We start from the raw sequence: 25,231 nt of genomic DNA on the forward strand, positions 1-25,231 counted from the left end.
GAAGGACGTAGATATAATGGCAAAGCTTGCCCCACCAGTAAAGAAAAATCAAACAATTGAATTACATTTTGAAGATATTACCCATGAAGGCGATGGTGTAGGAAAAATAAATGGCTATCCATTGTTTGTCCCGTACGGTCTGCCGGGTGAAACAGCAGAAGTGAAAGTTATTAAGGTGAAAAAGAACTTTGGATTCGGTCGTTTAGTAAATGTGACGAATGAGAGTGAAGATCGTGTCGATCCTCCATGTAACGTGTATTACAAGTGCGGTGGCTGCCAATTACAGCATATGAGCTACCAGATGCAGCTAGACATGAAGCGAAAGCAAGTGGAAAGCGCGCTGAGGAAGATTGGGCATATTGTGGGAATACCAATCCATGACACGGTAGGAATGGAAGATCCGTGGCGTTATCGTAATAAAGTCCAGATTCCGGTAGGCAGCAAGAATGGCGAGTTAATTACTGGATTTTACCGTAAAAGAAGCCATGACATTATTGATGACATGGATCGCTGTATCATTACCGATGAAGTTAATGACAGGATGGTAGAAGCGGTCCGTTCGATTGCAGATCGTCTCGGTATCCCGGCATATGACGAAGAGAAAAATAGAGGTGTGCTTCGCCATATCATGGTTCGTTCCGGCCAGGAGACCAAGCAAACAATGGTGGTTTTAGTAACACGTACAGAAAAAGTGAAGGGACTTGATACGCTAATTGATGAATTAACGAAAAACTACCCACATATTAAATCCATTGTACAGAACATCAACCCGGACCGCACGAATGTTATTCTCGGAAAGAAAACGAAAGTACTCTGGGGAGACGAGTATATTTATGATGAGATTGGCGACATTCGTTTTGCTATTTCGGCCAAATCGTTTTATCAAGTCAACCCGACACAAACAAAGAAGCTCTATGACAAAGCGTTGGCATATGCTGATTTAAAAGGGCATGAGACAGTGATTGACGCGTATTGTGGTATCGGTACGATTTCCTTGTTCTTGGCCAAACAGGCGAAGAAAGTCTATGGTGTCGAAGTCGTTCCAGAAGCAATCAGTGATGCCAAAGACAATGCCAAGTTAAATCATATCGATAATGCAGAATTCTTTGTAGGCCAAGCAGAAAAAGTAATGCCATGGTGGCAGGCACAAGGCCTGAAGCCAGACGTTATTGTAGTAGATCCCCCGCGGAAAGGCTGTGATCAGGCATTGTTAGAAGCGATGCTTGCAATGAAGCCGAAACGGATCGTATATGTATCCTGTAATCCTTCCACATTAGCACGTGATTTACGTGTGCTCGAGGATGGCGGATATGAGACGAAGGAAGTACAGCCTGTGGATATGTTCCCGCAGACGACACATGTGGAGTGTGTCGCGCAGATTGATTTGAAATAATAACTGATAAAAAAATGAGTGACTGATATATGCAGCTCACTCATTTTTTTACATCTCATAAAATCTTCTCACCCCAACCTCACTGGCAACTCCTTCAACCCCCGAATAATATAACTCTGCCGCCATTCTAATTCTGACAAGTCCGCTGCAAGAGATATATTCGGATAGTCTTCCAGTAAAACACGAAAAGCAATGTCAGCTTCAAGTCGTGCTAACGGAGCTCCCAAACAGTAGTGGATCCCCTTGCCAAATGCTAAGTGAGAACTTTTTTCTCTGGTTATATCAAGCGTATCAGGTGCATCCACCATGTGTTGATCGTGATCAGCAGAAGCGAGTGATACAATCACATGATCCCCTTTGTTCACTTGCTGTCCCATGAATTGGAAGGACTCTCGTGCCCAACGATCGGTACTGAATTCAACAGGGCCATTATATCGCAATAGTTCTTCTATAGCCTGAGGTATTAGTGAATAATCCTCTTTTAGTAAGGTAAACTGTTCTGGATGGGTAAGCAGTGCCAGCAGGCCATTTGAAATAAGATTAACTGTTGTTTCATGACCAGCAACAATCAGCAGCATCACAACTCCAAATAATTCGTTTGTCGTCAATTTTCCTTCCTCTTCTTCTACATGAATTAATTCAGATAATAAATCCTCTTGAGGTGATTGTCGCTTCAGTTCAAATAAACGAGCTAAATAATCCATAAATTCAGCAGTTGATTGCTCATATTTGTCATGCTCATTCACGTCCACCATTACATTTGACCAACGTTGGAAATCACGCTGATCTTCTGCAGGGACTCCTAATAATTCACAGATCACTCGAATCGGGATCGGGAAGGCATAGGATTGAATGAAATCTACTTGCTTTTTACTTCTCATTTTGGAGGATTCTTCCCTTGCTATTTCTTCTACTCTTCCTCTTAATCTAGCAATATGCTTAGGTGTAAAACCACGCTGAACTAATTGCCGCAGCCGACGGTGATCAGGAGGATCGACAAAGAGCATGCTTTGTGCGATAGGAGGCATAGTATCATCTGAATACGCATCTGGAAAAACGTTTCGGATGTCTTTAATAAATCTTTCATCTTTCAGAACAGCTGTAGCGGCTTCGTAAGAAAAAGCCATCCAAGAATGAAAGTTCTCATTCACTAAATTGACTTTTGCGAAAGGGTGATGGGGGCGAATGTTCTTGTAGTGATCATAAGGGTTTTGATGAAATTCCTTTGAAAAAAGTTTAATCGATTCCATTTAGGCAGTCTCCTTTTTAGATAAAAGAATCTGATGGGTAATCATCATTTCCATAATTTACTTTCATTATAGAACAGTTCATACAAGAAACCAATAATTCTAGTATTGTTTATGACATTAATTACTTCTTCAATAATTAAGAAAAACCGGGCATAACTCACCAGGCCCTAATTGATTTAAGTAATATACGATTTCCTATAATATGGATTATGTAAACTAACAGCTTAGAGGTGATTTTGAAATATTACGTGTGGTATGATACCGTTCCGTCCAACCACCTCAGCGCCTGCCAATCCCGCGGGAGTCTACGTGGTTGGCCTTCGCTAGGATAGGGACTCTACAACTTTTGTAAGAGCTAGCATATTGACCGCTGTAAACATAACAGCAAAAGAATAAATAACATAATGCCTAGAACCACTGCTTTTAGCTGTTCCATACGTTGTACACTTCCCATAAGCGGAGCCTATTTCCGGAGCTTTGTTAAGCAGACGAAAACTATCATAATTAACTCCATGTAAGAAAGATCCAGTTTACATAATCCATATTATAGGAACTCAACTTCCTGATCGAAATGATTACTGCTGTGACTGCACTTTTATACTTTCTTGTCTGATAAAAAAAACCACCTAGTCTGCAACTAGATGGATTTTTACTAACGATATTCAGCATTTATACACTTAGCGTACACCTTTCATATAGCCCTGAATCTTCGGTGACATAATGAATAGGATAATCGCAAGAAGAATGGCGATTCCACCGATTGCACCGAAATAAAGTGTCTCTGTTTCAGGTGTATAGAATCTTACAATTTGTGCGTTAATAGCTTGCGCTGCTGCATTGGACAGGAACCATAAGCTCATCGTCTGAGCTGAGAACGCGGTAGGTGCTAATTTTGTTGTAGCTGATAGACCTACAGGTGATAAGCAAAGCTCACCAAGCACGACAACGAAATAACTTAGAACAAGCCATATTGGACTAACTAATGCATCTTCCCCACTTAAGGTTCCCGGAATCAGGATGACCATAAAGGATAAACCGGCAAACAGCAAACCAAGTGAGAATTTTTTTGGAATACTTGGCTGACGATCCCCAAGTTTTACCCAAAGTCCAGCAAATATTGGTGCTAATAAAATAATAAATAATGGGTTCAATGATTGAAACCACGCTGGAGAAATAGTGAATCCTAAGAATTCCAGATTCGTACGATTATCTGCATAGTGAGCCAGGATGGTTGAACCTTGTTCCTGGATAGCCCAGAACATCACTGATGCAATAAATAACGGAATATAAGCAATAATTCTGGAACGCTCTGTTACCGTTGTTTTTGGACTGCGGTACATTACAACGAAATAAATCGTTGGGATTAGAATCCCCAAAATACCAACAAGACCAACAAATGTCTCAATAGTAAGAATGCCCATTGAGATAGTGATAGCAATAATGATAGCTAAAACGACGGCACTTAAGCCAAATCTTGAAAATACTGTTTTCTTTTCCGATTCTGATAATGGATTTGGAGGAATGGTTCCCGCTAATCCAAGATTTTTCTTTTTTGTAAACATAAATACTAACAGCCCAAAGAACATACCAACTGCTGCTATACTAAAGCCAAGGTGAAAGTCATGCTTCATTCCGACTTCCCCAACAACTAGTGGCGCGATAAGTCCCCCGAAGTTAATCCCCATATAAAAGATACTGAAACCAGCATCACGGCGATTATCACCTTCATGGTATATGTCCCCAACAACGCTTGAAACGTTTGGCTTGAGTAAACCTGTACCAATGACAATTAAGACCATGGAAACAAAGAACATCGATATACTTCCAGGGATAGCTAATGCAATATGACCGAACATAATTAGTATTCCACCATAAAAAACAGCCCGGGATGTACCAAATATCCGGTCTGCAAGCCAGCCACCTATAATACCCGACATATATACGAGTGAACCATAAATAGACATAATAGCTAAGGCAGTATTTTCATCTATTCCTAAACCGCCTTTTGATACTTCATAGTACATATAGTATACGAGAATCGCTCGCATTCCATAGTAAGAAAATCTTTCCCAGAATTCTGTGAAGAAAAGAGTGAATAATCCTTTAGGATGCCCAAAGAAACCTTTTTGGGGTACACTTTCCACAATTTTCTGTTTATTTAAGTCTGACACCTTACAACCTCCTCTGTTCTTTAATATCATATAATCAAACGTTCAGAGTTGTCAAAAAACTGAATTTTTAGAAAACTTAGGCAATTATAATTATTAAATAAAAAGAGGGCGGGAACCATGAATAATTATCACAGCTCTTGTCTTCCGTATACATGATTAAAGAATCTCATGCATTGCTGCAACACATGAAAGCGAGATTCTTTCATTATATGGGTATATCATTTATCATTCTAGGAGTGATACAGAATTGTATTCTAATTGATAGAAGAATGAAACATTGTAATAGTTTATGTTTGTTAGAATGTTAAGAGACATCATTTTAATTTTGCTAAATTTTATACTAAAAATTAGGTAATAGGGAGGAACAGGATGACAATGGAAGAACAACTAATTAGTAAATCCTATTATCATACATTTACTGAAGGTATTCAGAACGTGGAGCCAATCAAAGTTTTGAGTGAACTATATATAGCAGAGCAACAAAGCGAAATGCCTGATGTATCGTATATACGTTTTGCTCAGGGAGAGGTGTATTATCTCTACCAAGATTTTGAGGCTGCCGTTTTTAAATGGGAAAATGTATCAAACGAATTAAAGCCATGGGCTCAGAAGAATATAGCGGATGCTCATGCAAAAATGAATTTACTAGCGATTTCAGAGGACATCTATAATGCAGTGGAAACAGATTCTGAGGTGTTACAGACAGAGGTACTGCTGCAATTATTCTCACTCTACATACAGCTCGACAACTGTGCAAAGGCTGTTGCTACTATAAAACAAGCAGTAGATCTAAATCCGGACTATCCTGATGTAACCGAAATGGCGCGACTATTCTTCGAAGAACAACAAGATTGGGATAATGCAGTTGCACTTGCTATTAATGAAGCGAAGCGAACAGAATCGTTATCATGGTTTGCTGTTTTAGAAGCATATGTTGATCAAGGTCATACGGTAAATATGAATCCAAGTGATTTTAGTGACGTGTTAGGTCTTTTATATACACTTGATCAAGTTCATTTTGAAAGTCTTTCCCTGGCACTTTGGAATAGCTATAAACAACAGGATTTCTATTTCGCATGGCTGGAAGAGATCAACAATATTCTGCTAAGCGCTGATCCAGAACATTCTTATGTATGGAATAAGCTTTCTAATCAGTTTAAGGTGACCTATTTCGAATTAACGAATGGCAATTATTTAATAAATGAATTCTCTTATTTAATTCCGAGTCATTTAATGAATTGGATGAAAGTATCTACGGCTTCAGATGCCGCGTTAGCTGCTTCTGCTGTATTAGCGTGGAGTGAAATTTATCCAGCTGATATCGAAGCTGCTGCTGTTGATCATGCGGAGAGCCTGTTAAGCCAGTCTGCTCGTTATCCAAATGCTATTCACGATAGCGTGAAGCTTTTTGATTCCATTATCAAATGGTCAGTGAATGAAGGAATGGTATTGGACAAACGTTATAAGTGGATGGTGGACGAATTAACCAATGTTAATCAATACCATTTAATGCTTACAGGAACAGAGGTGAGCGGACAGTCATCATTTGTGAATACAGTGCTGAACGATGACCTGTCAGACGACGCCACTAACGCTACTGTGCTTTACAAAGATGCGGACACTGCCAAGATTCATGCCATTACGCATGACGAGGAAACAAATATAGCGGAACATCATGAATTTAAAGAAGCGACAAATAATCCGGAAGCCTTTATTTCATGCGAAATACCTGTATCCTTCTTAAATGAAAACAGACTGACTCTGATTGATGCACCAAGGCTTACTGATTCAGATATATTCAGAAGTAAAAGTAATCATTATTTACATGTAGCAGATGGTCTGCTGTTTGTATTAAATGGGGACTCGAATCTTACCGGTCATGAGCTTAATAAAGCAGTGAAAATAAAAGATCAGGTACCTGACATGCCTATTCATTTTCTATTATGCGAAATGGAACGAAATCCTAATAGTGAAGAAGCGGTAGAGCGGACTGAGAAAATCATTGCCAGAATTCAAGCATATTTTCCAAATGCGAGAACGTTCATTTTCTCAGCAAATGATCATAGAAAAACACAAGTGGACGAATTTTCTGCATTTGTAAGTTCGATAAAGAATGACCATAGACTGGAAGAGGAACGGACTGCTAAGATTCTCTATTATATTAAGAGATCGATTGAATTCTTACTTGTCAAACGAGAAGAAGTAGAGAATTCATTGATGGATAATATCACATGGAATGAAGAAAAGGTTACGAAATTGAAAGGCACTAAAAATCAGCTGGCTGATATCGAAGATAATTCGGTGCAGAGCATTAAATCTTCGTATAATACCATTATTCAGAAATGGAGACAGGATTTGACCAAGGAGCTGCCAGTATTGATTCAGCAAAGTGCTGAGGTAATTAAGGATGACAGTGACCTTGGAAGCATTCATACCGAGCTCAATGACACAATCAATAAACGAATTAATCAATATATAGATGACGAGGTTTTACCAGATTTATATAGAGAGCTTCAGGATTGGATCACAGATAGCGAGAGGGAACTTGATGAAAGCCGGACGTATCTGAGTGAAATGAGTGAAAGTTTCAATGAATTATTCGGTGAAGAGAAGATATATTTCGAATGCGACAGCAGGGTGCTCGATGATTGGCATCGCGACATCGATCGGATGACAAGGAAAAACATCCAGCTGACTAATGCAACTTTCATCACAAACCTCAACATTTCACCATTTTTGTGGAAGAGTGCAGGTAAGCTTGTCGGAGCATTAGCTAAAAATAAAGAAGCCATCCATCACAAATATAAACAGTTTGTTGAAGGAAAAGACTACAGCAAAACGGTCGAAGGTATTATTGATGAGTTTCTTCAGCAATTCGAGATATTTGGAAAGTCACTCGAGCGTGACATTAACATGTTCTTTACGGATTCGTATAAAGAATTAAATGAAACCTTATCAGAAACTTATAATGAAATAGAAGAAAATAAAAGCTCTCTAGGCGAAATGCGGGAGAGACCTGAGCTATACCTTAATCCAATCACCTTGTTCGAAATGAAACTTCGTCAATATGAATGGATGACTGCTGCAGATCAACGGATTTATGAGAATCATTGATCTGATCGATATGGGGTAAGGTAACTAGGTTGATGCGACTCTGAATTCAATTTGCGAATTCAGAGTCGTTTTTTCTTGTAGCAAAGCAATCTTATTGTAAACCATTTGATGATGAAAATTGAAAGTATATAATATGGATTATGTCTAGCTACTAAGTGGTGATTCAATCCGTACTAAACAAAATTAAACTGTTTATCAATATTAAATTTTCACAGCATGGATGTAGTGAATGGTTTCGAATGCAGATAAATAATCTGTTCGGTTATGAAAGAATTTCTCTTGAATTGCAGCAGGTGATAAATGTTCATAAATCAGTAAACCAGCGCTTTCTAACATCTTCTCCATTTCACTAAAAGCAAAACAAGATTTCATGGGTTCACCGCTTGCTGAAGCCATCTGAACCATATTCTGAACTCGGTTAGACAAACCTTTCTCTTTAAATAAATTGTCGTCAGCATAATCAAATACGATAGAACTACCTGAAGGAACTTTGGCAAGTAATTTATGAATCAGGTTGGCAATATCCTCTTTAGATAAATAGTACGTAACACCCAAAAGGCTGAAGAAAGTCTTTTTGCTCGGGGCTAAATTGTCTTCAATAAGATTACTAAATTCTTTGGTGAAATCCATTGATACGAAATGAAGGTTATCTGGAATTTGATAATGAGCCTTCGCTAACCTTTCCTTTTTAAATTCTTGTGTAGCTGGATAATCAACTTCGACGATATCTAAGCTGTCAGCTAATGCGGGGTGTCGAAAGCAGAAGGTATCTAGTCCAGCCCCCAGAATGACATATTGACTTACACCAAGTGTTATTTCATTTAATAGTATATTTTCACAATAGGCACTGCGAGCTAAAGGAGTAGGGGATAGTTGTATTTGGGTAATCCATTTTAATATTTCATCTGGATTATCCTGAAATTTCTTTCCGATTTCTTGATTGAAAAATGAGATGCCGTTTATCATATTTTCGCGTATATCAGTAAATTCCTCTGCTGTTATTAAATCTTTTGCAATAAAATCATCAAAAATCTTAGGTGTGTCATATTTACTGTGGCAGGCTCGCCCAAAGGCAGAAATTAAAGAAGTTAAACTTGATTCATTTTTTTTCATATTTGTTCCTCCTAAATGACAAAAAAAGATTCCCCTGGCCAGGAGAATCTTATTATACGACAAAAGAATTTAATTGTAAATTATAGCACAAATAACTTTTTTTGTCAAATATAAACCATTTGCTGTAATGAGTGAATGGTTTATTTTGCGAGTAAAGAAAGCATATAAGTACAGTCACAGCAGTAATCATATAGAGTTTGAAGTTGAGTTCCTGAAATATGGATTATGTTAACAAACGGCCTTAGCAATACGGTGATTTTGAAATGTTTCAAGTGCTGGCATACCGCTCCGTCCAACCACTTCGCGTCCTGCGGGGCACGGCTGAAGCTAACTTTGTGAAGAAGGGCGCTTCACAAAGTGGATCTTCAGCACCTGCCAATCCCGCGGGAGTCTACGTGGTTGGCCTACGCTAGAATGTGGACTCTACAACTTTTGTAAGAGATAGCATATTGATCACTGTATATATAACAGGAATGGAGTGAATAACATAATGCCTAGAATCACTGCTTTTAGCTGTTTCAAATGTTGTAGAACTTCCATTAAGCGTAGGAAATAGGCGGAGACTCCCGTGGAATCAGCGCGAGCTGAAGATCCATTTATGAAAGAAAAGAATTTTCTTTCATAAATTAGCTGAAGCCGTGCCCACAGGACGCGGAGCCTATTTCCGGAGCTTTGTTAAGCAGACGAAAACTATCATAATTAACTCCATGTAAGAAAGATCCAGTTTACATAATCCATATTATAGGAAGTTGTTTATTGATTAAGTCAATTAGGACCGGATAGATTATGCCCGGTATTTCTTATAAGTCAAGAAAGTATAAATTTTGGGCTATATGATGTTCGCTGACAGAAACGGCCACGTCCGGCTCTAGCGCCCAGAGACTATGCGACTTCGCGAAATCGCCCTACGATAAGTCATCATCGATTCGCAAGCTCACCGTGATTCCTTTATCTCAGTTGATTCGCTCCACTCGCTACGTCTATAAACGGGCGCTTGCGCCTTTGTTAAAGTGAGAAATTGACTTGTAGAACATCAAATCTGATAGTTTAACAGGTCTGTTTGATAAAGAGTGTAGTAACTAATCAGAATTATTTCACGGCCACAAAAAACGGTGTCTCCAATGCCCATCATCATTACGCTGATACTGAACCCTGGTGTGTTTTCTCTCAGGATTCCCTTGCCAGAATTCAACTTCGTCCGCAGTGACTTCGTACAACTTCCAATAAGCGCTCAGGGTATCGGGAGCTTCTCTTATCAGTTCTTTTGTTTTTAATAAAGCATCATCTAACATCTGGCTTTGCTTCATTTCCTTACTCTGATGTCCAATCAAAGCTAGCGCCCTTGCCTCACTCGATCTTTGCAGGAAATCTTTTGCACTTGCTACTGCAGACATTTCTGATGCTGCACCACGTATCCGAATTTGTCTGCCGATTTCCGATCAATAAAATGTTAAGGCTACTTTTGGGTTTATTCTCAGTTGCTCCCCTTTTTTGCTGATCGTTGACGATGCAAAATACCATTTATTATTGGCTACATCTTTTAAAATCAATATTCTGGCATCAGGTGCTCCTTTCTCGTCAACAGTAGACAATGTCATCGCATGAGGTTCATGAACTCCTTTCTCGATCGCGGTGATCAACCAATTTGTGAATAAATCTGAAGGGGATTCTGGTATATCTTCTGTATGAAACTCTGGAAAAGGACCGGTTAATGATTTTAAATCTCTTAATATCTTTTTTGTTTGTTTCATAATCAATACCACCTTTAAAAATAGTCTTTTCTTATTTAAAGATAACGGACAATATTAAATAATTTCAATTTATATTTGATTTTTTTACGAAAATCAAGCTACTTGTCTTAGTATGAAAACACATTTTTGCTAGGTTTGATATATTTGACTAGGACAAACTCTTGTTAACAACATACTGTATAGTAGTTGGTTAAAAAGGGGGGAGAACTTATGGGATGCTGTAATAATTCTCGAAATAACGGAAGAAACAATCGAGTTTCTCCGGCTCAAGAGGAAACGATTGTACACCCGACTCAACGAGTTAGGAATGTTTCAACGAACCGCAGTGTTGTCAGAAATGTTTATCCAACTGAAGTAGTAAACGTAAATAGAAATGTTGTAAGAAGTGAAAATTATTATCCAGTTATGAATTCTGATGTGAATGAGACAGTAGTAGAACAATATGATTGTGGTAGTGATATGAATTCACCAAACTGTCAACGTGTTAGCCCTGCTAGCACAAATAATGGCAATGGTAATGGGAATAACAATGGCGGCCGCGGACGCAGTAAAAAGAAATGTCATCGTAACGATGGCTGGAGCTGGATTTAACAAAAAAAGCACCTCTTGCAGGTGCTTTTTTTTGCAAAGAATGTATATAAGCGCAGTCATAGAAGAAATCATGCTGAACATGAAAGTGAGTTCTGATAATATGGCTTATGTTAACTGACTTATACTTAACTAAACACAAATCAATTGTGGTGTTCTTGCTGATAATTCTTTAATGTCTATAAACGTAATTCTTCATCAAGCAAAAATGACTAATGGCATACCATCAGTCATTTTTCTTCCTAAAGTATTTGCGATAAAAACAGCTTTGTCCGATCATTTTTTGGATTATCGAACAATTCTTCTGGTGAGCCGGATTCGACGATTTCGCCTTGATCGAACAGTACAATGCGATCGGCTACTTCGCGTGCGAAGCCCATTTCGTGTGTGACGCAGAGCATCGTCATTCCCGATCTGGCCAGTTCTTTCATAACGTCGAGCACTTCTTTGATCATTTCAGGGTCGAGTGCAGAGGTGGGTTCGTCAAACAGCATAATTTCTGGTTCCATGGCAAGTGCTCTTGCTATAGCAACACGTTGCTGCTGACCTCCGGATAGCTGTCCGGGGTATTTATGCGCTTGTTCTGGTATGCCAACGCGTTCCAATAAATCTAATGCCAGCTGTTCTGCTTTTGCCTTCGGTTTTTTTCGAATCCAGATGGGAGCGAGGGTGATATTTTTTAAGATTGTCATATGTGGGAACAGATTAAATTGCTGAAATACCATTCCGGTTTCTTTTCTTATCCGTTCAATATCTTTCACGTCATGGGACAGGTTGATTCCATCTATCGTTATGTCACCTTGCTGTACTTCTTCTAAACCGTTGATCGTTCTGATGAAAGTCGATTTGCCAGATCCTGAAGGGCCAAGAATAACGAGCACTTCTCCTTTTTTTACGTTTAAATTGACGTCTTTTAAGACATGAAGATTGCCGAACCATTTATTGACATTGTTACACGCGATAATAAAATCTTTCTCCGTTGCTTGTGCTGTTTGTTCCAACATAATCATACTCCTTTCTTTTTACCGTTCACCAACACCGAGTGATTTTTCTAATCTGCGACTGCTGTAGGACATCGAGAAAGCAATGACCCAATATACGATCGCTACAAATAGATATACTTCCATAATACTTCCGAGATAATCAGGGTTTGATTTCACGGATTGAGCGATACCTAAGAGGTCCATTAAACCGACAATGGTGACTAGGGACGTATCTTTGAACATCGAGATGCTTTGGCCGACAATCGCTGGAATGACAGCTCGCAGTGCTTGCGGCATAATAATGAAAAACATTGATTTTATTGGATTTAATCCTAATGCTTTGGCGGCTTCCCGTTGGCCATTTGGAATCGACTGCAGACCGCCACGAACATTTTCAGCCATATAGGCAGCCGTGAATAATGTAGCACCGATCATCGCACTGATAACATTATTAATGCTGATTCCTTCTGGTAAAAATAACGGAAACATAAAAATCGACATAAAGAATATTGTAATTAAAGGCACGCCTCTGATTGTTTCAATATAGATAACGCAAAATCCTTTGATCAGAGGCAGTTTGCTCGTTCTGCCTAAAGCGAGTAATATACCGATTGGCACGGATCCGACAATCGCTACAATGGAAAGGACCAAGGTTAACAGTAAGCCGCCCCAAACATTTGTCGCTACTTTAGGTAGCAGGCTGAACCCGTTGACTAAGAAGATAATAATAGGAAATGAAATGAACCATCCGATTAGAGTGATCATTTTTGGCTTTGGAAGCTTCTGGCCGACGAAATATCCAACGACTAAAGCGGCGATAGATCCTGCCAGCCACAATTTTGACGTGCCGGAAATAAACGGTGCCAACGTATGAAGGAACATAATCAGCGTCAAGACACTTGCCAAATGTAAGAAGGTTCCTTTCCAAATACCAGCCGATACTCCGAATAGAATAGCAACAAAGAGGAGACACAGCCATATGCGATAGAGTTGTTCGATTGGGTATTGACCAACCATAAATAATTTGAAATTATCTGTTACAATCGCCCATTCTGCTCCGGTTAGCAGCCATGTGGTAACCCCCGTTGCAACGTAATAGATGACCATGAGACATAGCAACGTTAAAATACTGTTGTACCAAGTATTGAAAAGATTATTCTTGAGCCATCCACCAATACTGTGTGTTTTGGGCGAGGTGGGCGCCAGTTCTGCTTTGACATCGGTATTCATCTCCAACAACGATCACCTCTCCACAATTTGCATTTTGCTATTAAAGATATTCATAAAAACAGAAGTAAAGATACTAAGAATTAAATAAACCATAATCATAATTAATATCGACTGTATCGCCCGCCCAGTCTGGTTGTTGATAGTTTCTGCCACATAGACTAAATCTGGATAGCCCGCCGCTACTGCCAGACTTGAGTTTTTTGTCAGGTTCAAATATTGACTGGTGACTGGGGGATAATGGTACGAATCGCTTGTGGGAATACAACAAAACGCATTGCTGTTGAATTCTTTAATCCAAGTGCTCTTGCTGCCTCCCGTTGCCCTTTTGAGACGGATTGAATACCACCGCGGACGATTTCTGCAATGTATGTCGCTGTGTAAATCGTTAAAGCGAGAAAAATAGCTAGAAAATTCTCAGATACAATATAGCCACCTTCAAAATTAAAGTTACCTAGTACTGGAACGTCAATCGTCACTGGCGCCTGCTGTGTGATAACTAGTGCAACGAAGAGTGGAGCAATAAAGGCGAGCAAGCCCCAAAGTAACGGAAAACCTTTCTTTCCTGACTGAATCTGTTTACTACTTTTTACTCTCCATATTACAATAGCAAGTACTACGGCTAGGATAAATGTGATAAGCCATAGCAAGCTGCTGGCATTCGTTTGAAACCACGGAATGGCAGCTCCACGGTTACTAAGGAATACAGGGCCAAGCTCTATGCTTTCTTTCACCCCAGGTAAGGCAAGGAAGACCGCAAAATACCAGATCAATATTTGAACGAGTAAAGGTGTATTACGAAAAATCTCAATATAGACGGTTGCCATTTTCTGGACTAACCAGTTACTGGATAATCGGCTGATTCCTACAACGACACCAATAATCGTAGCGAAAATTATCCCGATTACGGATACTTTTATCGTATTTAATATTCCTACTAAGATTGCTTTTACATAGGTATCGGTTGATTGATATTCAATCATGGACTCTCCGATATTAAAGGAGGCCATTTTCTGTAAAAAACCGAATCCAAGGTTAATTCCTAACGCTTGCAGTTCTTGTACAGCATTGTGAATTAGATAAGAAGCAATGCCGACGATGACTGCGATGAACAAGACCTGAAGCAGTATTGGTGTGATTCGGTTATCCCTCCAGAAAGGTGTGGACATATTCGATTGCGATTTTGCCAAGTTCGATCACCTCCAATAAGATAGATGTTTTGCTTAATATGGATGAATGACCTGTTCCGGATAAAGCAGAACAGGTCATCCAAGTAATTAACGGAATGGAGGTGAATATAATAGTCCACCATTCGTCCAATTTTCATTTTGTCCTCTTTCTAATTTGAAGATGGTGTCTGGACCAAGGTGGCGATCATAGATTTCACCATAATTTCCAACGTGCTTGATTACTCTGTAGGCAAAGTCATTCGGTAAGCCCATCATGGCACCTAATTCTCCTTCAACTCCTAATAAACGTCTGATCACCGGATCTTCGCTTTCCAGATAATCGTCAACATTCTCAGAAGTGATTCCTAATTCTTCTGCTTCGAATGTAGCGAATGTTACCCATTTAACGATGTTGAACCATTGGTCATCTCCTTGTCTTACAGTTGGTCCAAGTGGTTCCTTCGATAACGATTCTTCTAAGATAACGTGCGCTTCGGGATCACTTAATGTCGCCATCCGTGAAACCAGACCGGATTTATCTGTTGTCCAGGCATCTACACTTCCTTCTTCATAAGCAGCAACGAGGGCATCACTGTCATCAAACGTTACTTGTTCATATTCAATTCCAAGTTTACGGAATTGGTCAGCCAGGTTTAATTCGGTGGTGGTTCCTGTCTCCACACCAATACGAGCACCGGCTAAATCTTCTAAACTAGTAATACCACTGTCGGCACGAACCATCATCCCTTGCCCATCATAGAAGGTTGTCGGTCCAAAGTGCGTACCTAAGTCGGTATCTCTTGTAGTCGTCCAGGTCGTATTTCGGATAAGAACATCAATTTCTCCTGTTTGCAGTGCGGTAAAACGCTCATCAGCTGATAGTGGTCTCACTTCGATAGCTTCAGGGTCATCAAAGATAGCGGCCGCAATGGCTTTTCCAAAATCAACATCAAAGCCTTTTATTTCGCCATCATCATCTAGATAACCAAAACCAGGAAGCTGGTTGTTACCTCCTAAAACAAGATGTCCTCGTTCTTTTACGGCTGCTAATGTTGAACTGGCAGACCCGGCTGCTTCACCGCCTTCTCCGCTAGTATCTTCTGTATTGGTATCATCGGTAGCTTCCGTATCCCCTTCTGTACTTGCGTCATCAGATGTACAGCCTGCAAATAGAAAAACAAGGCTAAGTAGTAGACTTACAAATAACAATGAATATGACTTTCTCTTCATAAGCAAGTGAAAACCCCCTCATTTTTTTTAGCTCTATGTCAAAAAAATAGAACTCAGAAGAATAATACTTGTTGCCAATTAACAAAAGATGGTAAGAGATGCTTGTTCTGTTATTAATTCTACCTAGAATGATGGACATCTTACATGCAACCTGTAAGAAAATGTAACTATAATTTTAGGGATAGATGTATTTGTTGTTAGGTAATATAGCATTTATCACGGCGCTAACCGTCTTTAATTCCCCCACTGATTCAAATCTCACTTTATCGAAGGATGGAACTGGTGTTAAACCCTCGATCCCGCCAGTTACGAGCATTATTCTGCGATGTGTGCAAAATGTTTGTAAGAATGTCTTACGGAAGTGTTTAACAAAATGAATGGAAGTAGGTTATTTTTCTTTGACAGTTTGTGTAAATCAATCGAATAGGCCCTGTTTTATAATGAAACGTATCAACAAATCATCAGTCATTATCGATTAGGCAGAATAATACTGGATTGGCAGTAAAGGGAGGATAACAAATGTCAGATAAAGTAACGATAGGGTTAATTCAGGCGAAAAATGATATCAATGGAGCGGAACCGGTAGAACGTCATAAAGAAGCAGCGATTCAGAAGCATATCAATATGGTTCGTGAAGCCCATGAGAAAGGGGCGCAAATTATTTGTTTACAGGAAATATTTTATGGTCCGTATTTTTGTACGGAACAAAATCCGAAATGGTATGATGCCGCAGAGGAAATCCCGGAAGGTCCTACTACGCGATTATTTCAGGAATTGGCGAGAGAGCTTGAAGTCGTCATCGTGTTACCAATCTATGAAAAAGTCGGAATCTCTACTTATTATAATACCGCGGCTGTGATCGATGCGGATGGCAGCTACTTAGGCAAATACCGTAAGCAGCATATTCCACACGTTGGTGTAGAAAAAGAAGGTTGCGGATTTTGGGAGAAGTTTTATTTTAAACCAGGAAACTTAGGTTACCCTGTATTTGATACAGCCTACGCAAAGATTGGCGTCTATATTTGTTATGATCGTCATTTTCCCGAAGGTGCTAGATTGCTAGGGTTAAATGGAGCGGAAATTGTCTTTAATCCTTCGGCAACGGTCGCAGGATTGTCGGAATATTTATGGAAGCTGGAACAACCCGCACACGCTGTTGCTAATGGATATTATGTAGCTGCAATTAATCGGGTAGGTAATGAAGCACCATGGAATATGGGCGAGTTCTATGGTCAGAGCTATTTAGTAGACCCGCGTGGAAACTTTGTGGAGACAGGCAGTAGAGATCAAGATGAAATTATTATTGCTGATATGGACAAGAAATTAATTCGTGAAGTGAGAGACACCTGGCAGTTTTACCGTGACCGTCGTCCGGAAACGTATGATGAGATGAGTGCCTTGTTACCGTAGTTTCATTCAAAAGAAATGGAGGGTACATTCATGATAAAAACTGTAGCGATGCAGCTGAAAGAAAATTTTGATGAAATTCACCCCGATTTAACCGCTAAAGAAGCAATCGATGAATCCAATCGCTGTTTATATTGCTATGATGCACCATGTACAATCGCATGTCCTACCAGTATTGATATACCATCTTTTATTAAGAAAATAACCAGTGGAAATTTGAGAGGCTCTGCCAAGACCATCATGCAGTCTAATCCGGTTGGGGCAAGCTGTGCAAGAGTTTGTCCAACAGAGGAGTTATGTGAAGGTGCCTGTGTGTTAAATGATGCTTCAAAGCCTATTAAAATCGGCGACCTGCAACGATATGCTACAAATTGGGCAATAAAAAATGAACAAGTTCTATTTAAAGCAGGTAAGAAAAATGGTAAGAAAATTGCGATCATCGGCTCCGGACCTGCTGGACTTTCGGCAGCTCGAGAGCTTGCATTGCTAGGTTACTATGTCACTATTTTTGAGGCGGAAGAGCATGCGGGAGGACTAAATCATTACGGCATTGTATCCTTTCGTCTGCCCCAGGAGATCGCTTTTTGGGAAGTGAAGCAAGTGGAGAATTTGGAGGTGGAAATCAGAACCAATACTAGAGTTGGTACAGATATATCGATCAGCAGCATCAAGGAGAATTTTGATCGTGTCATCTTAGCTGTCGGTATGGCAACTGTACCTGAACTGGGAATGGAGGCAGAAGCAGAAATTCTTGATGCAATTGAATTCGTTAAGCGTACGAAATCGACCCCTTTACCGAAAGACATGATAGGGAAGAAAGTAGTCGTCATAGGTGCAGGTAATACGGCGATTGATGCAGCGACTTGTTCGGTTCGCTTAGGTGCCAGCAATGTCAAAATGTTATATCGCAGGACTCGTCAGGAGATGACGGCGTATGATTTTGAGTATGATTTGGCCAAGCAAGATGGTGTGGAGTTTCGCTGGTTAACGCAACCGACAAAGCTGATTCTAGATTCATCAGGGAAGGTGAAAGGGTTAGAATGCATGAAAATGAGGTTGGCAGAAGCTGGAGCGGATGGAAGACGCCGTCCTGTACCTGTACCTGATTCATTGTTTAGGATGGATGCTGATTTTATTATTAAAGCAATTGGACAAACGAGACATGTAACGCTAATGGATGATTTCTCACTGAAGCATATCAATGGGGTGCCGCAAGTTGATCCTGCTACTTATCAGACCTCAGAACCTATGATTTATGCATGCGGCGACAGTATCTTTCAAGAAGGGAACGGTGAGGCGATGGTTGTTACAGCTGCTGAACAAGGAAAGAAAGTCGCTTATTCGTTACATCAGGACTTATTCGGTGCAAAAGAAACTGCGTCATAACAAACATAAAGGGGGTAATAAGATGGCAGACTTAAGCATTGATATAGCTGGTATCCAATCACCGAATCCATTCTGGTTAGCGTCAGGTCCTCCTACCAATTCGGGTTATCAAGTCCAGCGTGCATTTGAGGCAGGATGGGGAGGAGCTGTGTGGAAGACGCTTGGTGAACCGGTATTAAATGTTTCATCCCGTTTTGCAGCGCTTCATTACAATAATCAACGTGTGGTCGGTTTTAATAATATTGAGTTAATTACCGATCGTTCCTTAGAAGAGAATTTACAGGAAATCTATGAAACAAAAAAGAAATACCCAAATCATGCCATTATCGCATCTTTAATGGTTGAACCAGAAAGAGAAAAGTGGCATGAAATTATCAAACGCGTGGAGGATACAGGTGTAGATGGCTATGAATTAAATTTCGGCTGTCCCCATGGTATGGCAGAAAGAGGAATGGGTTCGGCTTCTGGTCAGGTTCCGGAACTTGTTGAAAAACAAACCTATTGGACAAAGGAAGTAGCATCTAAACCGGTTATTGTAAAGTTGACGCCGAACATAACGGATATCACTTTTACTGCGAAGGCTGCGGTTAAAGGTGGGGCAGATTCTATCAGCATGATTAATACGATTAATAGTTTAGCAGGAGTTGACATCGATACGTGGGACACAATTCCGCATGTAGGGCATAAAGGCGCCCACGGCGGGTACTGTGGGCCGGCGGTAAAACCTATTGCGCTTCATATGGTGGGAGATTGTGCCCGTAACCCAGCAATAGATATTCCGATATCTGGTATCGGTGGTGTATCAAACTGGAAAGACGCTGTTGAGTTTATGTTAATGGGTTCAACCAGTGTACAAGTATGTACGGCTGGGATGCATCACGGTTTTCGGATCGTGGAGGATATGATAGAGGGATTAGATAATTATTTAGATGCCAAAGGTATTGATTCTGTCATGGACATCGTCGGAAAAACCGTTCCGAAATATGCAGATTGGGGTGATTTGGATTTAAATTATAAGGTTGTTGCGAAGATTAATAATGATGTCTGTATTAATTGTAATAAGTGCCATATTGCTTGTGAAGACACATCACATCAGTGCATTGATATGTTGAAAAATGATCAGGGTATTCCATATCTTGAGGTGAGAGAAGAAGATTGTGTAGGTTGTAATTTATGTTCGATTGTTTGTCCGGTTGATGGTGCGATCGATATGGTCGAAGTGGGGAGCGAATTCTCTGCAATGACCTGGAATCAGCGCCAAGCTATCACAGGGATGGGAAATCGTTTAGCAGATGTGGGGAAGTAATAATCGGTAATCATAATAGGAGGTGCCCGAATGGGGTTGAAATTGATTAAGAATGGAACTATTGTTACAGCATCTGATATGTATAAGGCAGATATATTAATAGAGGGTGAACAGGTCGCTTTAATTGGAACAAATTTAACATATGACAATGCAGAAATTATTGATGCGGAAGGATATTATGTCATGCCGGGCGGTGTAGATCCACACACACATTTAGAGATGCCTTTTGGTGGTACAGTCAGTAAGGATGATTTTGAAACGGGAACGATCGCTGCAGCGTTTGGAGGTACGACAACGTTGATCGATTTTTGTATTACCCGAAAAGGTGAATCCCTTCAAAATCCTATTCGGGAATGGCATGCCAAATCAAAAGATAAAGCTGTGATCGATTACAGCTTTCACTTAATGATTGGCGAAATAAACGACGAAGTCATGAAGGAATTACCGGTTATTTTAAAGGAAGAAGGGATTACTTCTTTTAAAGTTTTTATGGCATATAAAGATGTTTTTCAAGCAGATGATGGTACCCTTTTTCAGACGTTACAGACGGCGAAAGAGCTAGGAGCACTTGTCATGGTCCATGCAGAGAACGGAGATGTGATTGACTACTTAGTGAATGAAGCATTGTCAGCTGGTAACACAGCGCCGATCTATCATGCCCTGACACGACCGCCGGAAGCTGAGGGAGAAGCAACAGCGAGAGCAGCAGAACTAACTGGATTAGCAGGTTCCCAGTTATATGTTGTTCATGTTTCTTGTGAAGAAAGTGCCAGCAAAATTAAAGAAGCTCGGGAGAAAGGCTATGACGTATGGGGGGAAACATGCCCGCAATATTTAGTACTGGATCAGGATAAGTTAGACTTACCAGATTTTGAAGGTGCTAAATACGTTTGGTCACCTCCATTGCGGGAAAAGTGGAATCAAGACAAATTATGGAGTGCGCTGAAGAATGGCAGTCTGCAAACGATTGGATCGGATCAATGCTCATTTGATTTTGATGGTCAGAAAACGTTAGGAGAAGGCGATTTCTCTAAAATTCCCAACGGCGGACCGATGATAGAAGATCGTTTTAGTATATTATTTTCAGAAGGTGTGAAGAAGGGACGAATTAGTATTAATCAATTTGTCGATATGATTTCGACCAGATCAGCTAAGCTATTTGGGATGTATCCGAAAAAAGGAACGATTGCTGTTGGATCAGATGCGGATATTGTATTGTTTGATCCAGTTAAAGAGCGAACTATTTCAGTGGATACCCACCATATGGCGGTAGATTACAGTGCTTTCGAAGGGATGCAGGTCACAGGTGAACCTGTAACTGTACTGTCGAGAGGCGAATTTGTCATTAAGGATCAGCAATTTGTCGGTACATTAGGTGCTGGTCAGTACATTAAACGAGCGCGGTATGGTGAGAGATTGGTTAATCAAGCAGATAGAATTGCCTTGAAATAGCATGATAAAGGAAGTGATGGCTTGTCAGCATTTAATTTGTATGTGGAAGAGCGAAGAGGTATTGATGATTTATTGATGAAAGGCTATAGCATCATTGGTCTTCAAGATAATCTAGACGGCGCTATCGTATTTTTGCAAAAAGAAGCAGTTATTGAAAGTATTCAAGTAAATATAGCAGATACCCGTAAATACCTTTCTAATGTCATGCTGCATCAAAATATATCACGTTAACGCAGAAGCGTAATTGCAAAATAATAGACAGATTTATTCACAGAGTGCATGTCAAAGGTGGAAAAAAATGTTACGTTATCGGTGAGAGATCAATATGCCAATAGACTTCCTAGAGCATCTCCGTTTGATCAGTAGAATAGCTGAATTCTGAGGAGGAGAAGTAATATGTCTGCAATCAAGTTAACGGTAAGAGAGGTCTTAGAGGATGCATGTTTTGAACAAGCAGAATTGGTTGCCGGTGATAAAGGATTAGATAACATTGTCCGCTGGGTGCACATTATGGAAGTGACGAACATTGATAATCTGCTAAACGGGTCAGAATTGATTTTATCGACTGGTGTTGGATGGCGAGATTTTAAAGGCGCGTGTGTTTCTTACTTCCAACAATTAATTGATGCAGGAGTTGCTGCTCTCTGCATCGAATTGGTTAAGTATGCCAATTCGATTCCTCAAGAAATGTTAGAATTGGCGAATGAACATCGGATACCTTTAATTGTTTTCCATCAGGAAGTGCGATTTATTGATATTTCTCAAGTAATGAATAAACGTCTTGTCAACACACAATATCGCATCCTATCTGATTTAGAAGACTTCTCGAGCAAGCTTAATCAAGTTATGCTATTACCCAATGCATGTCATCGTGTGTTGAAGCTTATTCATCAATATCTTCGTGTACAAGTAATTTATATCCCACATAACTCCGAAGACATTACCTTTCTCCCATTACCAAACAAAAATGAACAGCAGAAGTTAGTAGCGACGATTGAAGCTGATAAGGAAAATCGTGTTATTAATCGCAATAAACAATTCATCGCAACCGATCAATCCTATGTTGGTCAATCCGTTCAAGCAATGGATGTCAAATTTGCTGATATTATCTTTTTTACGAGATATCAGGCCATTACAGAATACGAGTTATTAGTTCTTGACCGTTGTGCAAATGCGATTTCTCAGGATTTAATCAGAGCCTTTTATTTAGAAGAACAAAGGAAACAGAAAAAACAGCAATGGATTTACGAATGGATCAGTGGAAGCTATAAAGAAGAAGATATTATCCAATATTTAAGTTCATTAGACGCAACCATTAATCCAAATGGTGCTGTTGTTTGTGTTTGCCGTCTCCATGCGCTGATGCATGATGATAATCAGTCCTATCATATCGCTGTTTTTCGTAATGTTCTTCAGAAATATGGGTTTTTTCTGGTGTCGCTATACGATCAGAAGCAGTTCGTGTTTGTACTCGTAAACGTTCGAACTCAATGTGATTGGAAGTTAAGGTTGGAAAAAGTCATTCGACATATTGCGAATATGAATCTGTACAAATTAGATACGACACCGTACGCTTGGCTTGGTGTCGGGAAGCTGACAGAAGATATTCACGAGATACAGGAAAGCTATCAGTCGGCTTTGGAGGCACTTGCTATTCAAAACCAGGCAAAAATAAAAGACAAAATATTTTATGAAGATTTACACATTTACCGATTGGTGGCCAGTTTAAATAAAGCAATCTGCCTGGAAGACTATATACAAGAATACTTAGGCGAGGTTTTAGACTATGACGAAGCACATAATAGCGACTTACTCTATACGTTACAAAAATATCTGGAATGTAATGGATCGAAGAATGATGCAGCGAAACGCTTATATGTAGTAAGACAAACCTTATACCACAGATTAAGTAAGTTGAAAGAATTACTTGGGGCAGATTTCATGGAACCTGCAAAACGTTCCACCATTGAATTTTTGATCCATGCCTACCGATATCAATATCCAAATCATGAACAACAGGTGTTGAAGTCAGTTGTGAAAGAAGGAAACGCATAGTTTAAGACAATAGCGACTCTTATTGGAGAGTCGTATTATTGTGCGACAAAATCCTCTTAAAAAGCGTGAAAAGTATTTAGGTTTGATTTGACTAATTGTCTAATGCCACCACGTCAGGACCTAATTTATAATAAGATCAATTATTACAGAAAAGAGGGTGATGATGCCTATGTCAAAGATTGAGGTAGCAGGTGCGACGCTTCAGAATTTTATAAATGGGGAGTGGGTTGATGCTTATGCAACAGAATCTCAGCCAGTTGTTAATCCTGCAACGGAAGAATGTCTGACGAATGTCCCGTTATCTTCAGATGAGGATGTAGATAGAGCTGTTCAATCGTCTTTGTCTGCATTTGGGGAATGGAAGAAAACACCCGTGTCTAAGCGGGCTCGAATTTTATTTCGATATCATCAGTTGCTAACAGACCATCATCAGTTTTTGGCAGAGATGGTGTCAGAGGAAAATGGTAAAAGCTATAAGGAAGCATATGGTGAGGTGTTAAGAGGAATTGAGTGTGTAGAATTTGCGACAAGTGCTCCGACTTTAATGATGGGTGATAATTTATCTACTATCGCATCAGATATTGATTCTGAGTTCTTTCGTTATCCAATTGGTGTCGTTGCTGGCATTGCTCCTTTTAATTTTCCAATGATGGTTCCGTGCTGGATGTTCCCAATCGCGATTGCTTGTGGAAATACTTTTCTATTGAAACCATCTGAGAAAACCCCTTTACTAGCCAATAAGTTAGTAGCATTGTTGGATGAAGCGGGCTTGCCAAAAGGGGTATTGAACGTCGTACATGGCACGCATGAAGTTGTCAATAGAATTTTGGATCATCCGGATATTGCGGCTGTATCCTTCGTCGGTTCAGATCCAGTGGCGAAATATGTGTATCAGAATGCTGCTTCAAATGGGAAAAGAGTGCAGGCATTAGCAGGAGCAAAAAATCATCATATTGTGCTACCAGATTGTGATCAGGATCGATCGATTGATCATATTATTAATTCTGCTTTTGGAAGCGCGGGACAACGGTGTATGGCATGTAGCGCCGTAATCGCTGTTGGTGATAAAGCAGATTCTTTTATCGCTATGCTTAAAAAGAAAGCTGATCAAATTAAAATTGGGAACGGAATGGACGAAGATGTGACCGTTACTCCATTAATAAGTCAAGAAAGCAGAAATAGAGCACTTGACTACATCGATAAAGGTATTGCGGAAGGAGCGCAACTCATTCGAGATGGCCGGATCGATATGGAAACCTTCAACAAAGGTAACTTTTTAGGGCCAACGATTTTTGATTATGTGACTCCTGATATGTCAATAGCAGAGAATGAATTGTTTGCCCCGATTTTAAGTGTGATTCGTGCAGCAGACCTAAAGGAAGCGATCGATATCATCAATCAATCAAAATTTGGCAATTCGGCAACACTTTATACAAATAGTGCTTCTGCAGTGAGAACATTTCGAGAAGAAGCAGAGCCAGGTATGTTGGGTGTTAATGTAGGCGTTCCTGCCCCAATGGCCTTTTTCCCTTTCTCTGGATGGAAGCATTCTTTTTATGGTGACTTACATGTGAATGGAAAGGACGGAGTGGAATTTTATACAAGAAAGAAAATGATTACTTCAAGGTTTTATTAA

General features: G+C 39.9%; 19 protein-coding genes. 10 read left to right on the plus strand and 9 right to left on the minus strand.

Annotated features, from left to right (window positions below; translation table 11 throughout):
* Nucleotides 1-16 precede the first annotated feature (16 nt).
* On the plus strand, nt 17-1,393 hold the full coding sequence (gene rlmD, locus MUN87_RS17385) for a 23S rRNA (uracil(1939)-C(5))-methyltransferase RlmD (protein WP_244742197.1): 1,377 nt from the start codon (nt 17-19) through the stop codon (nt 1,391-1,393).
* A 68-nt stretch (nt 1,394-1,461) separates the two neighbouring features.
* Here rlmD and MUN87_RS17390 read toward each other — a convergent pair whose 3' ends face one another.
* The gene (locus MUN87_RS17390; protein ID WP_244742199.1) at nt 1,462-2,643 is read right to left on the minus strand and encodes a cytochrome P450 family protein; all 1,182 of its coding nucleotides are present in this window, start codon (nt 2,641-2,643) and stop codon (nt 1,462-1,464) included.
* Nucleotides 2,644-3,320: 677 nt separating this feature from the next.
* Nucleotides 3,321-4,814 carry a peptide MFS transporter gene (locus MUN87_RS17395; protein WP_244742202.1) on the minus strand — a complete coding sequence of 498 codons (1,494 nt, stop codon included), beginning with the start codon at nt 4,812-4,814 and terminating at the stop codon, nt 3,321-3,323.
* Between the two features lie 369 nt (nt 4,815-5,183).
* Here MUN87_RS17395 and MUN87_RS17400 point away from each other — a divergent pair, with 369 nt between their 5' ends.
* Nucleotides 5,184-7,928 (plus strand): GTPase domain-containing protein, encoded by a 2,745-nt coding sequence (locus tag MUN87_RS17400; RefSeq protein WP_244742203.1) that lies wholly within the window; start codon nt 5,184-5,186, stop codon nt 7,926-7,928.
* A 201-nt stretch (nt 7,929-8,129) separates the two neighbouring features.
* On the opposite strand, the gene MUN87_RS17405 is transcribed toward MUN87_RS17400, so the two are convergent.
* The 3 genes from MUN87_RS17405 to MUN87_RS17415 form a co-directional block, all read right to left on the minus strand.
* The gene (locus tag MUN87_RS17405; protein ID WP_244742206.1) at nt 8,130-9,041 is read right to left on the minus strand and encodes a class I SAM-dependent methyltransferase; all 912 of its coding nucleotides are present in this window, start codon (nt 9,039-9,041) and stop codon (nt 8,130-8,132) included.
* Nucleotides 9,042-10,135: 1,094 nt separating this feature from the next.
* Nucleotides 10,136-10,435: a pyridoxine 5'-phosphate oxidase C-terminal domain-containing protein gene (locus tag MUN87_RS17410; RefSeq protein ID WP_244742208.1), complete on the minus strand. Its 300-nt coding sequence runs from the start codon at nt 10,433-10,435 to the stop codon at nt 10,136-10,138.
* Nucleotides 10,436-10,480: 45 nt separating this feature from the next.
* Nucleotides 10,481-10,792 carry a pyridoxamine 5'-phosphate oxidase family protein gene (locus MUN87_RS17415; protein WP_244742211.1) on the minus strand — a complete coding sequence of 104 codons (312 nt, stop codon included), beginning with the start codon at nt 10,790-10,792 and terminating at the stop codon, nt 10,481-10,483.
* A gap of 210 nt (nt 10,793-11,002) precedes the next feature.
* Here MUN87_RS17415 and MUN87_RS17420 point away from each other — a divergent pair, with 210 nt between their 5' ends.
* Entirely contained in the window at nt 11,003-11,383 is a 381-nt protein-coding gene (locus MUN87_RS17420) for a CotD family spore coat protein (protein ID WP_244742212.1), read from the plus strand.
* 239 nt (nt 11,384-11,622) lie between these two features.
* Here MUN87_RS17420 and MUN87_RS17425 read toward each other — a convergent pair whose 3' ends face one another.
* The 4 genes from MUN87_RS17425 to MUN87_RS17440 all read right to left on the minus strand — a co-directional run bounded on the left by MUN87_RS17425 (nt 11,623) and on the right by MUN87_RS17440 (nt 15,989).
* The gene (locus MUN87_RS17425) at nt 11,623-12,384 is read right to left on the minus strand and encodes an amino acid ABC transporter ATP-binding protein (RefSeq protein WP_244742215.1); all 762 of its coding nucleotides are present in this window, start codon (nt 12,382-12,384) and stop codon (nt 11,623-11,625) included.
* 18 nt (nt 12,385-12,402) lie between these two features.
* Nucleotides 12,403-13,593, minus strand: a complete 1,191-nt coding sequence (locus MUN87_RS17430; RefSeq protein ID WP_244748000.1) for an amino acid ABC transporter permease — start codon at nt 13,591-13,593, stop codon at nt 12,403-12,405.
* Nucleotides 13,594-13,802: 209 nt separating this feature from the next.
* Nucleotides 13,803-14,780, minus strand: a complete 978-nt coding sequence (locus MUN87_RS17435) for an amino acid ABC transporter permease (RefSeq protein WP_369413955.1) — start codon at nt 14,778-14,780, stop codon at nt 13,803-13,805.
* 87 nt (nt 14,781-14,867) lie between these two features.
* Entirely contained in the window at nt 14,868-15,989 is a 1,122-nt protein-coding gene (locus tag MUN87_RS17440) for an amino acid ABC transporter substrate-binding protein (protein WP_244742217.1), read from the minus strand.
* 519 nt (nt 15,990-16,508) lie between these two features.
* Between MUN87_RS17440 and MUN87_RS17445 the strand changes: the two genes are divergently transcribed.
* The 7 genes from MUN87_RS17445 to MUN87_RS17475 all read left to right on the plus strand — a co-directional run bounded on the left by MUN87_RS17445 (nt 16,509) and on the right by MUN87_RS17475 (nt 25,231).
* Complete coding sequence (locus MUN87_RS17445) at nt 16,509-17,399, plus strand: nitrilase-related carbon-nitrogen hydrolase (RefSeq protein WP_244742220.1); 891 nt, start codon at nt 16,509-16,511, stop codon at nt 17,397-17,399.
* Between the two features lie 30 nt (nt 17,400-17,429).
* Nucleotides 17,430-18,782 (plus strand): NAD(P)-dependent oxidoreductase, encoded by a 1,353-nt coding sequence (locus tag MUN87_RS17450; protein ID WP_244742222.1) that lies wholly within the window; start codon nt 17,430-17,432, stop codon nt 18,780-18,782.
* 22 nt (nt 18,783-18,804) lie between these two features.
* On the plus strand, nt 18,805-20,088 hold the full coding sequence (gene preA, locus MUN87_RS17455) for an NAD-dependent dihydropyrimidine dehydrogenase subunit PreA (RefSeq protein ID WP_244742225.1): 1,284 nt from the start codon (nt 18,805-18,807) through the stop codon (nt 20,086-20,088).
* Between the two features lie 30 nt (nt 20,089-20,118).
* The gene (gene hydA, locus MUN87_RS17460; RefSeq protein WP_244742227.1) at nt 20,119-21,540 is read left to right on the plus strand and encodes a dihydropyrimidinase; all 1,422 of its coding nucleotides are present in this window, start codon (nt 20,119-20,121) and stop codon (nt 21,538-21,540) included.
* A 21-nt stretch (nt 21,541-21,561) separates the two neighbouring features.
* Nucleotides 21,562-21,771: a hypothetical protein gene (locus tag MUN87_RS17465; protein WP_244742230.1), complete on the plus strand. Its 210-nt coding sequence runs from the start codon at nt 21,562-21,564 to the stop codon at nt 21,769-21,771.
* Nucleotides 21,772-21,936: 165 nt separating this feature from the next.
* Complete coding sequence (locus MUN87_RS17470; protein ID WP_244742231.1) at nt 21,937-23,595, plus strand: PucR family transcriptional regulator; 1,659 nt, start codon at nt 21,937-21,939, stop codon at nt 23,593-23,595.
* A 169-nt stretch (nt 23,596-23,764) separates the two neighbouring features.
* Entirely contained in the window at nt 23,765-25,231 is a 1,467-nt protein-coding gene (locus tag MUN87_RS17475; protein WP_244742234.1) for a CoA-acylating methylmalonate-semialdehyde dehydrogenase, read from the plus strand.

Origin of the sequence: Gracilibacillus salinarum, assembly GCF_022919575.1 — a bacterium.
Lineage (GTDB): Bacteria > Bacillota > Bacilli > Bacillales > Amphibacillaceae > Gracilibacillus > Gracilibacillus salinarum.